Genomic DNA, 13801 nt, shown 5'->3' with positions numbered 1-13801 from the left:
TAATTTATGTAGCAATTAGCGCGATCGCAACTAGGGCAAAACCAATGCCAATCATTTGTTTCAGGGTCAGTGTTTCGTGCAAAACAACTAACCCCAGGACAATGACCACTAAGGGATAAAGGGCTGATAGGGTAGAAACGATTGCCATAGAACCTTTAGAAACTGCCTTGATATATAGCAGAAGTCAGAAGTCAGAAGTCAGAAGTCAGAAGTCAAACTCTTGCGCTTACTTAGGTTTGAGACTTTTGTCATGTCCTAACTGCCCTGGCGACTGCTATAAAATAGCACCCCCAAAAAGTTCAGCATACCTGCAATAATGGCTAAAATAGCGCCTTTTGGATGGTTTTTCAAGCTATTACCAAGGTTTATCAGGATAAGTAAGGCAAGGATTGTTCCCCCTAATCCCTGGTAGACAATGGCACTTTTAGCGCTAATGTACTGATCAGAAAATTTAGGTAAGAAAGCCCAAAATCCCCAAGATAAAACTGTGCCTAATGTGGGTATAAACCATTCTTTAATCTATTTATTTATACACCGCGATCGCTTCACCCAAAACATCAAGTATTGGCTCTACACCCAGCCCTGGAGCTTCTGGCGCAAAGGTTTTACCCCCTTGATTGCGGGCACCACCTGTAGCTGTGTCAATAGTTAGCATATCATTACATAACCAAGTCGCACGCAAAAACATTCGTGGAGTTGCCTGGGCAAGATGCACCGCTGCCGTATCTGCAATCACACTACCCCCAGTTTCTTCAATATTCATCCGAATCCCAGTTTCCACACAAAAATCTCGGATGCGCTTGGCTTTAGTTAAACCAGCAACCCGATTAATTTTTAACCCAATTGCTTCACAAGCATGGTCACCTTGAGCGCGGACAATATCCCCATAGCGCTGAATACATTAATCTAAGATAATCAGATGAGATGTGACGCGACGGACTTGAAGACATTCTTCATAGGTTTCACAGGGTTGTTCAAAATAACAAATAGAGTCAGTAAGTAGGTGGGCATCACAACAAGCCTAAAAGCGATGCACCACGGCCAAAAGGAAGGTGTTTCCCCCATCAACGACTGCATCAAAATAAGTAGACAAGGGTTAGACTGTGAGTCAAATACAAAAACAATCCGAGACAGTTCAAGACAGTTGCTAACGATCGCCTCGATTGTCTTAAGCATTCAGCTATCTTAAGCATTCAGTTATCAGCCATAGCCCAAGACTCACGGCTGATAGCTGACAGCTGAATGCTTAGCAATTGTCTGTTTTCTTAGTCTGATTGGCAATCACTGCGCCTAGTAAAGCTCTACAATCTAACCGTAGCCCCATTCCTCGTGGCCTTAGCTAACACACACGCTATGCCCGCCTATCTGTCATGCTTGATACAAATTCAGTTTTAGACGTATTACGACCGGTACAAGACCCCGAACTCCAGAAGAGTTTAGTGGAGTTAAATATGATCCGCAATGTCAAGGTTGACAACGGTACAGTCAGTTTTACCTTAGTGTTGACCACCCCAGCCTGTCCCTTGCGGGAATTTATTGTAGAGGATTGCCAGAAGGCAGTGAAACAACTATCGGGAGTAGAAGAGGTAGTGGTGGATGTTACCGCTGAAACACCTCAGCAAAAATCCTTGCCTGACCGCACTGGTATTGAGGGGGTAAAAAATATTTTAGCCATTTCCAGTGGTAAGGGAGGCGTCGGTAAGAGTACTGTTGCGGTAAATGTCGCAGTTGCTTTGGCTCAGTTGGGGGCTAAAGTCGGTCTCCTAGACGCTGATATCTATGGTCCCAATGCTCCAGCCATGCTGGGATTAGCTGATGCCAAAGTCATGGTTCAGAAAGGAAAACAGGGGGATGTGATCGAGCCAGCCTTCAACCACGGTGTCAAGCTAGTGTCCATGGGATTTCTAATTGATCCAGACCAGCCAGTTATTTGGCGCGGACCAATGTTAAATGGAATTATTCGCCAGTTCCTCTATCAAGTAGAGTGGGGTGAATTGGACTATCTGATTGTGGATATGCCACCAGGCACTGGGGATGCTCAGCTAACCTTAGCCCAAGCAGTACCGATGGCAGGAGCAGTAATTGTGACAACACCCCAAAATGTCGCTCTTTTAGACTCCCGCCGAGGCTTGAAAATGTTTGAGCAAATGGGAGTCCCCGTGTTGGGAATCATAGAAAATATGAGTTACTTTATCCCACCAGACTTGCCCGATCGTCAGTATGACCTGTTTGGCTCTGGAGGAGGTGAAAAAACATCAAAAGAACTAGGGATTCCCTTGCTCGGTTGTATTCCCCTAGAAATTTCCCTACGGCAGGGAGGGGATCAAGGATTGCCCATCGCTGTTGGCAATCCAGAGTCAGCCTCCGCTAAAGCACTGGTAGCGATCGCATCTCAGATTGCAGCCAAAGTTTCCATTGCTGCCCTTTCTAATTAACAAAGACTTGCAGGCAATAATAACTCAAAAATAGAACATGGAAAATCACCATTAACAATTTTGTAATCCCTAATGCCTAATAGCTCATACCGTCAGCGGTCAGCGGTCAGCGGTCAGCTTTCCCTAACTTAGATTAAACGAATGCTTACTTGTTTTATTCAAAAGCTGTTCGGTGTAGCGTGCCCTATGCCCACGCTACTTGAGGTGCCGTCAGCCGTCAGCTCTCAGCCGTCAGCTTATTTTATTCAAAAGCACCTCAAGTAGCGTGTGCGTAGCACATAAGCTGATAGTTGATAGCTGATAGCTGAAAGCTGATAGCTGAAAGCTGATAGCTGAAAGCTGATAGCTGAAAGCTGATAGCTTAGCTCATACCTAATCGCTCATACCTCATAACTGATGGTACAAATTAATAAATTTAGAATTAGAAATAGTATTCGTTGGCGGCTGTTGTGGGCCCCCTGGCAGGACTTAGACTGGCAACTATTATTCCTGACTGTGGGGCTAACCATCTTTGGGGCAGTGATGATTCGCTCTGCAGCCATCGACAATGGTGGAAACTATTGGGTCTCCCACTTGCTCATTGGTAGTATTGGATTGTTCATCGCTCTATTCATCGCGCGATCGCGCTATCATTCCCTGATCCAATGGCATTGGGTAATTTACGCCATCACCAATCTGTCCTTAATTGCTGTAATGATGATCGGTGCCAGTGCTAAGGGGGCTCAGCGTTGGGTTACCATTGGAGGGTTTAATGTTCAACCCTCAGAATTTGCCAAGATCGGGTTGATTATTACTCTAGCTGCCATCTTGCACAAACGGCCCGCTACTACCATTCCAGCAGTAATAGCAGCTTTAGCAGTAACTATATTACCTTGGGCATTAGTGTTTGGGCAGCCTGATCTGGGAACATCCTTGGTGTTTGGGGCAATTACCTTGAGTATGCTTTACTGGGCAAATGCCAATCCCGCCTGGTTGCTCGTGTTGATTTCCCCTCTGGTGTCAGCCATTGTCTTCAGTCTATCTTCACCTGCATGGTATACCTGGGCTGCTGTAATCACACTGATTGCTTTCCTCAGTCTCCCTTGGCGCTGGTTGGGAGCCTTGGGTACCCTGGTTATTAACCTAGTTGTCGGACCGTTAGGAAAAGTCTTCTGGAATCTGTTGAAGGACTATCAAAAAGACCGATTAACGCTCTTTTTGAACCCCGATCTAGACCCTCTTGGAGGAGGATATCACCTAATTCAGTCTCGGATTGGGATCGGTGCTGGTCAACTTTGGGGAAGGGGACTAAACCAGGGAACTCAAACTCAACTCCACTTTATCCCGGAACAGCATACTGACTTCATTTTCTCAGCCATTGGTGAAGAACTAGGCTTTGTAGGTTGCTTGTGTATTTTATTAGCCCTGTGGTGGTTGTGCCTACGCTTGGTGCTGATTGCTCAGAATGCTAAAGACAACTTTGGCTCTCTGGTAACAATTGGCGTGCTCTCAATGATTGTGTTTCAAACCGTGATCAACATTGGGATGACTATTGGCTTAGCTCCCATCACAGGAATTCCTCTACCTTTACTCAGTTACGGTCGTTCAGCCCTACTAACCAACTTTCTTGGTCTAGGGTTGGCTCAAGCAGTGGCCAATTATCGACAGCGATTGAAGTTTCAATGAGTTATGGGTTATAAGATACTGGGTCAATAACCCCACCCTAAGAGGATGGATGGGGCTTGGTAGACAACCAACTACCGTGATTGACTAGACCATTGAGCCGAATCCTGGTAAGAACTTCCAGATGCTTCCCCAGTCTGGATCTCTTTAAAACTGTGTTGTCAGTTGCTGCTTTGGGCAGGACATCTTGGATTCGGTGGTCAAGGGGACAGGGTAACCTAAATACTTTTCTCGTGAGGTTTATCACCATGTTACGAGTTCCAGTAATTTCACCTGATGGCAAACCATTAATGCCGACAAAAGCTTCTCGCGCTCGCCGCTGGCTGCTATGCGGTCTTGCCGTTGTTTATCCAAACGATCTAAATGTTTTTGCTGTTCAGCTAGTTAATCAACCATCTGGAAATCAAACCCAGGATATTGCCATTGGTATTGACCCCGGAAAGATGTTTTCTGGTATGGCTGTTCAGTCAAGTAAAATCACTCTTTGGACAGGACATCTGATCTTGCCTGACAAGAAAGTTCGAGAACGCATGGATACTCGGCGAATGATGCGTTCGCGTAGCGTCGGCTTCGCCGAAAAAACTCGTAGAAGTCGTCGAATAGATCGCAAGGTTGCTTACTCACAAAGGTCTCATCGGCAAAAACGATTCTCAAACCGTAGAGTAAAAAGGGTTCCCCCTTCAATTAGGGCAAACCGTCAACTAGAAAATCGGGTAACAAAAGAGCTTTGTTTTTTGTATCCAGTAAATGTCATCGTCTATGAAGTGGTCAAGGCAAGAGGGAGCAAAGGGTTTTCTCCTGTGATGGTAGGCCAGTATTGGGCAATCTCTCAGTTGGAGCAAATAGCCCCAGTAATTCAAAAACAAGGCTGGGAGACCGCTTTAAAAAGAGAGGCATTAGGACTAATAAAAGACAAAACTGACAAAAGTCAGCAAACAGTTAATACCCATGCAGTAGATGGAATAGCCCTAGCTGCTACTCATTTTTTTCGACGCAAAAATTATTATCACCGCAACGGAAAACTGAGTGTTCCAAAAAACTGTGATGTAACTAATGCTGTGTTTTCAGTCATTAGACGTGCCCCCATAAGTCGTCGCCAGTTGCATCTATTGCAGTTTTCTAAGAGGTTGTCTGAGAAGTCTCATTTGCTACATCCAAGCCCCCTAAATCCCCCAATTCTGGGGGACTTTTAGAAGCAAATTGACTCTTGTTCCCCCCAAAGTTGGGGGGTCAGGGGGGCAAAATTCAGTATCAAAAAACTTTTCAGATATCCTCTAAGGGTGGGAAACGACGTAAATACGGTGGGACAACCACTAGCCATGGTTTTCGCAAAGGAGACTATGTTGAGGCGGTTAAGGCTGGGATAACCTATCGAGGTTGGGTGAGCGGTGAGACAGTAAGGCAAGTTTCTGTTAGCGATGTTAACTGGAAAAGAATTGGACAATTTACTGCCCGAAAAGTCCGACTTCTAAAACGTTCAACGGGATTAATTGTAAACCACTAATTGGAGGCGCGGCTTTCCTCCCCACTTTAAGAAGGATGGGGTATCCAGCCGCGAAGATTTAATGACTAATAAGTCCAATATCTCCTATCCTAGTAAAGGAAATCTAAGTTTTGAGGCAATCATGATTTTTCCAGGTTCTATAGTTCGCGTAATCAATGTTGACGATACCTATTATCGCTTTGAGGGGCTAGTACAGAGGGTTAGTGATGGTAAAGCAGCTGTGCTGTTTGAAGGAGGTAACTGGGATAAATTAGTGACGTTTCAGCTGTCGGAAATCGAAGAGGTGAAACCAAAAATTGGTAAAAAGGGTTAGTGGACAGGCATAGATCAAAGAGATCAATAATTAATGACTAATGACTAATCATGACTAATCGCTAAACCATGCGCCTTCCCTTACCCCAGTTTACTCCCAGCAATCGCTCAGAAAATCACCTTGCTGAGGTGATTGAAACAGCAACTACAGAATTTCTTGCTCAATGTTTAGAGCCAGAAGATCTAAGCTTTCCAGTCATGCCTCCCTTTGGCAGCTGGGTAAAATCTGTAGATGATGAGTCAGGTAATCAAATTTTTGCTGTAGTTTATTATGCTACCACTAGCCCCATTGACTCGGTTCATCGAGCAACAGCTTTAGGATTGTCACTGGCAGAATTACGTGAGCAGCAGCCTCAGATTTTTGCCATGCTCAAAACTGAGTTTCGTGCTGCCATCGTTGGATTTATGTCTTCCGAAGAGGGTGTGAATGGTTTTAGCAACCATCACGGTCGAGTCTATCAGTATCTTCCACCCCGTCCCCCGCAAATTCATCAACCTGTCTACCAGTGTGAACCATCAGAGGTTATTCACTTTAGTGAACAGTTGGATTTTTTGCGAACACTTTTGGAAGTTAATGGTGCCCCAGTAGACCCCCTGACAGCAGCTGTAATTAGAGAAGTTTATCGTCTTCGTCAGACTGACCGTGACTGGTTAGTCAAGGCCGGACGAACCTTGAGTGTCTTACTTAAGGATGATTATGACCGCTTGCGGTATATTTTAAGTCAGATTCATTGGTAGTATCCTCCTCCCCTGTTATCCCTTACGGGGATAATGGGGGTAGACTACGAATTACTTGACAAATTACTTTTTTAGTTTCCTGGTTACTTCCAACAGGAATTTCGACCCACACCTCCCTCTGTTTCCCTATTCCCTATTCCCTATTCCCTATTCCCTATTCCCTTTACTCATTACCGGCTTGATCAATTTTAGCCTGCAATTGAGCTACCTTTTGCTCCAGCTGTTTCTTCTCCAATTTCAAGTTTTCTGCTAAGGCTTCAATTTTTTCGCGACGTGCTTCTACTTCTAAATCGCGGATATCTAACCCTTGGCTTTTCAAGGTTAGCTCTTGCCGCCATTGTTCAGCCCGTTTCATTTCTTCCTCTAAAAAGGTAGACTTAACCTCAGCTGTTAAATACTTCTTGACTAAATCTAACACCCAATCGGTGGCAGATTGAATAGAGATTACCTCTTGAGTTTCAGCCAGATCGATTAAGACTAAGTAACCTTCTTTTAAAGCTTGGGAATTAGTAAACGCGACAGGTCTTGGCTCAATGACTTCCCAGAATTGATCAGAGTTTTGGCGGGCAAGTAGTTGCAATTGGAGCCCGCCAAAATCGTTATTGTCTTGAACTTGAGCTAGGTGTAGCATTACCGGTTTGATTGAAATATGATTAAAGTCTATTTAAGCGATCGCGTAAAATAGACTCTTGCTTTTTAGCCTCAGCTAATGCCTCTTGAGCACCCTTAACCACTGCTTCTGGAGCTTTACTCACAAAGTTCTTATTACCCAGACGCCCAGACAAGGATTTGACTTCCGCCTCCACTTTACCTAAATTCTTTTCTAACTTAGCCCGTAGAGCATCCACATCCACCACACCAGTTAGGGGAATTAGCACCTGGACTGTGCCGACTACACCCGCCATGGTATTTTTTACCTCTTTCTCCAAGGCTGGAGTGATGGTTAATTGATTGACCTTACCTATGTCTTTGATATAGGCTTGACCCGCTTCCAAAATTTGACGTTCGTCACTGTTGCTGCTTTGCAGAATAACAGGTGCGGTCACCCCTGGTTTAATCTCTGCTTCAGCCCGGAGGTTGCGGATAGTACGGATTGTACCGATCAGCAGCTCAAACCTTTGCTCTAGTTCTGAGTCAATTAGAGAACTTGGGGATATAGAAGAGTGGGTATTGCCTATGGGCGGAACGTCATGGTCTATTCTAACCTGCCCCTCTTCTATATCTTTGATATCTTCTATATCTTTAATATCTTCTCCCTGTTGTATATTTCCATCAATCATCCCCATTTTGGACTCAATTTTACTCAATTCCGAGGATTGCTGACTGTCTTCCTTACCAACAATTTCTGCTTTGATGGATTTAATTTTTTCCGATAACTCTTGACGATTCTCAGCCTTGAGCACATAACGGGAAACAAACCAAATGGCATATCCTAGACCAATCAGTTCTAAACTAGTTGAGACTAAGGAAATGCGATTGAGCGCACCCACGAAGGCTGTGAGGATATTCAGGGCAATAATTACTCCCACAACCAACCCTGCTGCGATTATCGGTTCTTTGTAGTCCTCGAACAACTTCCTAGAAATTTCTGGCACTTTAAACAATACAGCTACACTTTGCTTAGAGATTTCCTTTTCCTTAGACAAAGATGTTCCTGACCTCGGTGATTGGGCATCAGGATAATCGGATGTATTATCGGTTAGCAGTTCGCTCTCCGTTGTCTGTAGTTCCTCTTCCCCAGTTTGACCATCTAGGTACTCTATAGGATAAGGTTGTAGCGCCAACACCTCCCCAGATTTATGGGTCAAGGTGTGCCAGATTTCTTCAGTAATATGGGGCATGAAGGGATGGAGGAGCTTTAGGATACCCTCTAAAACGTAAGCTAGAGTTTGCTGTGCCACAACCCGCGACGGAGAATTGGCATCCTGACGCAGCCTAGGTTTTACCAGTTCAATGTACCAATCACAAAAATCACCCCAGATGAACTCATAAAGTCCCTTAGCCGCTTCTCCCAAGCCATAAGCATCTAGATCATCCCTAGTTTGACGCACCACTTGATGAAAACGGGAAAGAATCCAGCGATCGCATAATTCCAATGCCTCTACTGTTGGTTGACCCAACTCTTCGGGAGTCTTACCATCAAGGTTTAGCATTACAAACCGGGCTGCATTCCACAGTTTATTGGCAAAATTGCGGGATGCTTCTACAGAAGCTGACTCATCCGTCTTGCGGTCATACTCTAATCGGATATCTTGACCTGCACCTGCCACTTCCCGAACCAAGGTATAGCGCACGGCATCCGTACCATACTTGTCAATCAGGATTAAGGGGTCAATACCATTGTTAGCGGACTTAGACATTTTCTTATTGTTCTCATCCCGCACTAGCCCGTGGATGTAAACACTCTTAAACGGCATCTGACCCGTAAAATGTCTTGCCATCATGGTCATGCGGGCAACCCAGAAGAAAATGATGTCAAAACCTGTTACCAGGGTGGTAGTGGGATAGTAAGTCTTCAAATCCTTGGTCTGATCAGGCCACCCCATAGTAGAGAAGGGCCACAATCCTGAAGAAAACCAGGTATCCAGCACATCTGGGTCTTGCTCTAGCTTGACATTTTCTCCAAATTTTGCTATGGCTTTTTTCTTAGCCTCTGCTTCATGGTGAGCCACAATAAACGGAGTCTCGCTAGTGATTGTGCCATTGGTTTCACTCACCACATACCAAGCCGGAATTTGGTGTCCCCACCAGAGTTGGCGGGAAATGCACCAGTCTTTTAATTTCACCAGCCAATCTCGGTAGACCTTTGTCCAACGTTCCGGGATAAATACTGGTGAATGGTGCTGGTCAAGAGACTCTAGGGCTCTGTCAGCTAGGGGGCGAATTTTGACAAACCATTGCGTTGAGATTAGGGGTTCAACAGGAACCTTTCCGCGATCGCTATAGGGTACCGTATGTTTGTAGTCCTCTACCTTAAGCAACAGCTCTTCTGCTTCGAGCTGCTTCACCACATTTTTCCGGGCTTCAAACCGGTCTTGTCCTTGGAAAGGGCCAGCCTTTTCATTTAAGGTGCCATTCTTATTCATGATGTTAATGAATGGCAGACTATGACGCTGACCCATTTGAAAGTCATTAGGGTCATGGGCAGGAGTTACCTTGACACAACCGGTGCCAAACCCTGGATCAACCAACTCATCAGCAATAATCGGAATTTCTCGTCCCATAATTGGCAAGGTTACAGTTTTACCAATTAAATCCTGGTAGCGTTCATCATCAGGATTAACTGCAACCGCCGTATCCCCCAACATAGTTTCTGGTCTAGTGGTAGCTACTTCCACAAAACCATTGCTATCAGTCAGGGGATATCGAAAATGCCACAAATGCCCATCAACTTCCTTATTTTCCACTTCCAAATCTGATACAGCCGACTCCGAGGCTGGACACCAGTTGACCATATATTCGCCCCGATAAATCAGTCCCTGATCATAAAGTTGGACAAAGGCTTCAATTACCGCTTTCGATAAGCCTTCATCCATCGTGAAGCGTTCCCGCGACCAATCCACCGAGACTCCCAAACGCCTCAGCTGGTTAACGATGGTGCCACCTGATTCTTCCTTCCACACCCAAGCCCGTTCAAGAAACTTTTCCCGTCCCAAGTCATAGCGGGTTTTGCCTTCAGCTTCTAGCTGTCTATCGAGAATGGTTTGTACAGCAATACTAGCGTGGTCAGTTCCCGGTAGCCACAGGGTATTGCGTCCTGTCATCCGGTGGTAACGCACGAGGGTGTCAATCAGGGCACTCTCGAAGGCATGACCCATGTGCAACTTCCCAGTAACGTTAGGTGGGGGGATAACAACGCAGTAGGGTTCACCCTGGTGATTTGGGTCAGCTTTGAAGACTTGGTTTTCTTCCCAGTATTTTTGCCACTTGGCTTCGGTGGTTTTGGGTTCGTATTTGGTTGCCAGGGTGGGTGTGGTTGCGGTCATGCTGGGAATGGTGAATAGATGGGCTTACCTCAATTTTGCCACAGGCTCAAGGTATAGTTAAGGGAATGAACTGCAAAGACGGGAAGGATGCGTGCGGCATAAAAGCAGGGGAGCATGAGTTGGTGGGCAGTCACCAAATACCTGTGCAGCTAATATATCGATAAGTATAGAAAAGCGAGTCGTCTTCGCGGTTGATCAATCGAGATCAACACTTGAGAGTTACCCTATCAGCATTTACAAAAATTTCCACATCCACAGTCAGATAAAGTGTCATGCTTATCATATAACAAATGAATAGCAGAACAACTGAGGAGTTAGGAGCTTGAAAAAAGTAGAAGCCATCATCCGGCCATTTAAGCTGGACGAAGTCAAAATCGCCCTAGTCAACGCTGGCATTGTAGGAATGACAGTGTCTGAGGTCCGAGGCTTTGGACGCCAGAAAGGTCAGACTGAACGTTATCGCGGTTCAGAGTACACTGTGGAATTCCTACAAAAACTCAAAGTAGAAATCGTCGTAGAAGATGAACAAGTCGATATGGTCGTAGACAAAGTGATCGCTGCAGCTCGCACCGGTGAAATTGGCGACGGTAAAATTTTCATTAGCCCCGTCGATCAGGTGGTCAGAATTCGTACTGGGGAAAAAAATCTAGAAGCCGTCTAAATATCCTATATACCAATATACCAAGGGAGCTGAGGGATACTCTTAAACCGGTATAAGTTGGGATAAACCCAGATAATCCGGTCAAGGTGCAATTTATTGTTGTCCAAGTGAGGAGTGGTCGTACAGTAATTGGAGTTGAACCTCCCACTCGTCTATTTGGACGTTCCTGGCATCCCGGTCAGGAGTTGCTTGAAAGCCTGAGTTTTGCTATGTTTGGAGTCAAGCCAGCCAAGCTCAACTGCATCTAGCAAGCTCAGTCCCATACCTTTCAAGAAACGCGCGGTACGACGCAACAACACTGCCTGAACCTCAGCCCTAGAAGAGAACCGAGAAATTTCCTTGTCCGCACCCCTAGCAAGGATGTTCTTGGCGGCATTGTGGTCAGCCTGTAACACGACCCCATCAAATCCGGTAAAGTTATCCCCAGTCCTTTTCCCTAATAGGGTTCCATTCCTGGAGTCAACTTGCGACGTGTAACTAGGCTGAACTTCCGTGACAACCGAGCCAGTCCAATTCGCCCATTTATGCAAGGAGTCCCGCATAACTCCAATCATCCAACTATTGAGTTTGCGGGACATAGCCTTAGACTGACGCTTATTCTTAAACGGTTGTGTTAAATCTTCTGCAAATACTTTTAAGGATTTTTCATCAAAAAGAGACTTTGAGGCAGCTCCTATTATTGCCTTTAGTTCTGATTGGTTTCTCCTGTATCGTTTATTCTCGGTCTTTCTGCTCAGATTGTTTCTTAGTATTCTAGCAGACTTGGCTGAGTCTATCTTTTCTAGTTTCCGGTGAATAGCCCACAGCTTTCCTCTGTTTCGATTTTTTTTACATATTCTATCTGATTTTATTGTAGCTACTTTACCTAGTCCTTTCCCGTGTCCCTGACCTTCTGAGTCATAGAATGCTTCAGTGTATCCCTTGTCTACTCCAATACTCTGACGGTCGGCAGGTATTTCTGAAGTGCCATGGTTTACTAAGAAGTGAATTTCAAATCTTTGCTGAAGTTTGTTGTAGATCAACCTAATCTGTCCTTTGATTTTTCGATTAGATCTGACCACTATCCTGTTCCTCTTCCCTCTCCTTAATCCCGCCAATTCCAGTTGATAGGTATTACGAGAGAGTTGCTGGCAGCTATAACATCCTTGTTGATAAACTATCTGGTTCCTAACCCAAGAATGTCCTTTTTGGAACTCTTTTCTTACGAGTCTGTGCAGCAATGAACTTTCTAGGAAAGTCAAGGTTTTTAGTTGTTGACAAAGCTCTTTTCTGGTTTTTTTATTCTTATCTCCAGGAAATTTACGATAGACCTTCTTTATTACTACCTCTATACAGGCCGCCTGGCTCGCTGTAATGGCCTTGGCTACATCGCTAACCGTCCATTCCATCAATTTAGAGGGTAGTCCCAATGATTCGGGAGGTCTAAAACTTCTAACTTCTGGGTAAGCTTTCTTCCAGTCAAGTCCCCAATAGCTAATGCTACCTAGCTTGTTGTAAGACTCAGACCTAACTACCCCCAGCTTTTTCATAGTAGACAGCAACTCAATTTCAACCGATCCAGTCATCCCCACTACTGGGACAACTTGAGTTGATATCTTTTTTGTTGCTCCTACTTTCTTTGGCATTATCAACAGCTAAGTCCTATACCTTGATTATACACTAGCGCTATAAAAATATCCATGTCCATTTCATGCTGTTAAATACTGATTTATCCCTATTTTTAGGGGTTTAATTGCGAGGCACAGTTTACCGAGTTAGCGTGCCTCAGTTGATTTTTATAGGGAATTGACGGTTTAAGAGTATCCCACGCTAGTTAACCTAAATGTTTCAACTGAGGCAGTAGTAATTCAAAAGCCTTGCCACGATGAGAGCAGGATCGCTTGATCTCAGGCTCCATCTCAGCAAAGGTCAACCCCTGCTCTGGAACAAAAAAAATTGGGTCGTAGCCAAAGCCACCAGTTCCCCGAGGAGCTGGCAAAATTTCTCCCCGACAAATCCCTTCAGCTTGGAAAGCGATCGCACCATCTGGACGGGCAATCGCCACTACACAAACAAACTGGGCTTGCCGATTGACTTCCAAACCTAGCTCCCCCAGTAGCCGGTCAATTCGCTCTTGGTCGGTTTTGCCGTAGCGTGCAGAATAAATCCCTGGAGCACCATCTAGGGCATCGACTTGCAAACCGGAATCATCAGCAATTGCCCATTTTCCAGTTGTCTGGGCTACTACTGATGCCTTCAGACAAGCATTGGCAGCAAATGTATCCCCAGTTTCTTCAATCTCTAGCTCTGGTGGCTTTAACTGCAATTCCCAGTCCAAAGAATCTAGGTATGTCTGCATTTCCCGCAGCTTACCAGGATTGCCTGTAGCTACAACCAGCAATTTTGGCAGCAAATTTGGGGTTTGATGTTGGGATTTTGGATTACTCAAAGCAACAAGGTCAGATTGTTTGATGAAAGGTTAACTGGCAATCAGAGTCAATTCGATACAGTTCAAGCAGCGTTT

The 13801-nt window shown here is 45.0% G+C and carries 12 protein-coding genes and 1 pseudogene; 6 read left to right on the top strand and 7 right to left on the bottom strand.

The window, feature by feature from the left end; translation table 11 throughout:
- Positions 1–4: 4 nt before the first annotated feature.
- A complete protein-coding gene (locus tag LYNGBM3L_RS36705; RefSeq protein WP_267872057.1) occupies positions 5–172 on the bottom strand; it encodes an EamA family transporter in 168 nt (55 codons plus the stop codon).
- 351 nt (positions 173–523) lie between these two features.
- Positions 524–880, bottom strand: a complete 357-nt coding sequence (locus tag LYNGBM3L_RS34965) for an enolase C-terminal domain-like protein (RefSeq protein ID WP_267872056.1) — start codon at positions 878–880, stop codon at positions 524–526.
- Between the two features lie 490 nt (positions 881–1370).
- On the opposite strand from LYNGBM3L_RS34965, the gene LYNGBM3L_RS17970 reads away from it, so the two are divergent.
- Both LYNGBM3L_RS17970 and rodA read left to right on the top strand, forming a co-directional pair.
- Positions 1371–2435 carry an Mrp/NBP35 family ATP-binding protein gene (locus LYNGBM3L_RS17970; RefSeq protein WP_008186161.1) on the top strand — a complete coding sequence of 355 codons (1065 nt, stop codon included), beginning with the start codon at positions 1371–1373 and terminating at the stop codon, positions 2433–2435.
- Positions 2436–2831: 396 nt separating this feature from the next.
- Positions 2832–4100 carry a rod shape-determining protein RodA gene (gene rodA, locus LYNGBM3L_RS17965; protein WP_008186160.1) on the top strand — a complete coding sequence of 423 codons (1269 nt, stop codon included), beginning with the start codon at positions 2832–2834 and terminating at the stop codon, positions 4098–4100.
- Between the two features lie 37 nt (positions 4101–4137).
- Here the strand turns inward: rodA and LYNGBM3L_RS17960 are convergent, their stop codons facing one another.
- Positions 4138–4347 carry a hypothetical protein gene (locus LYNGBM3L_RS17960; protein WP_008186158.1) on the bottom strand — a complete coding sequence of 70 codons (210 nt, stop codon included), beginning with the start codon at positions 4345–4347 and terminating at the stop codon, positions 4138–4140.
- On the opposite strand from LYNGBM3L_RS17960, the pseudogene LYNGBM3L_RS17955 reads away from it, so the two are divergent.
- From LYNGBM3L_RS17955 to LYNGBM3L_RS17940, 3 genes and pseudogenes are all read left to right on the top strand, one after another.
- Positions 4346–5601 (top strand): annotated as a pseudogene (locus tag LYNGBM3L_RS17955) (RRXRR domain-containing protein). The gene LYNGBM3L_RS17960 and the pseudogene LYNGBM3L_RS17955 sit on opposite strands and share 2 nt — an antisense overlap.
- A 121-nt stretch (positions 5602–5722) precedes the next feature.
- Complete coding sequence (locus tag LYNGBM3L_RS17945) at positions 5723–5914, top strand: NAD(P)H dehydrogenase subunit NdhS (RefSeq protein WP_044493740.1); 192 nt, start codon at positions 5723–5725, stop codon at positions 5912–5914.
- A 68-nt stretch (positions 5915–5982) separates the two neighbouring features.
- On the top strand, positions 5983–6651 hold the full coding sequence (locus LYNGBM3L_RS17940) for an HAS-barrel domain-containing protein (protein ID WP_008186150.1): 669 nt from the start codon (positions 5983–5985) through the stop codon (positions 6649–6651).
- Positions 6652–6814: 163 nt separating this feature from the next.
- On the opposite strand, the gene LYNGBM3L_RS17935 is transcribed toward LYNGBM3L_RS17940, so the two are convergent.
- On the bottom strand, positions 6815–7282 hold the full coding sequence (locus tag LYNGBM3L_RS17935) for an HmpF-related protein (protein ID WP_008186148.1): 468 nt from the start codon (positions 7280–7282) through the stop codon (positions 6815–6817).
- A gap of 22 nt (positions 7283–7304) precedes the next feature.
- Positions 7305–10637 (bottom strand): valine--tRNA ligase, encoded by a 3333-nt coding sequence (locus LYNGBM3L_RS17930; RefSeq protein ID WP_008186146.1) that lies wholly within the window; start codon positions 10635–10637, stop codon positions 7305–7307.
- 322 nt (positions 10638–10959) lie between these two features.
- Here LYNGBM3L_RS17930 and LYNGBM3L_RS17925 point away from each other — a divergent pair, with 322 nt between their 5' ends.
- Positions 10960–11298 (top strand): P-II family nitrogen regulator, encoded by a 339-nt coding sequence (locus LYNGBM3L_RS17925; RefSeq protein WP_008186144.1) that lies wholly within the window; start codon positions 10960–10962, stop codon positions 11296–11298.
- Positions 11299–11450: 152 nt separating this feature from the next.
- On the opposite strand, the gene LYNGBM3L_RS17920 is transcribed toward LYNGBM3L_RS17925, so the two are convergent.
- Together LYNGBM3L_RS17920 and rdgB are read right to left on the bottom strand one after the other, a co-directional pair.
- On the bottom strand, positions 11451–12923 hold the full coding sequence (locus tag LYNGBM3L_RS17920) for a zinc ribbon domain-containing protein (RefSeq protein WP_008186142.1): 1473 nt from the start codon (positions 12921–12923) through the stop codon (positions 11451–11453).
- Positions 12924–13111: 188 nt separating this feature from the next.
- Positions 13112–13687 (bottom strand): RdgB/HAM1 family non-canonical purine NTP pyrophosphatase, encoded by a 576-nt coding sequence (gene rdgB / locus LYNGBM3L_RS17915; RefSeq protein ID WP_071986902.1) that lies wholly within the window; start codon positions 13685–13687, stop codon positions 13112–13114.
- Positions 13688–13801 lie beyond the last annotated feature (114 nt).

Origin of the sequence: Moorena producens 3L (assembly GCF_000211815.1) — a bacterium.
GTDB lineage: Bacteria > Cyanobacteriota > Cyanobacteriia > Cyanobacteriales > Coleofasciculaceae > Moorena > Moorena producens.
Note: the sequence above shows the minus strand (reverse complement) of the source record. Positions and strands in the feature narration are given on the sequence as shown.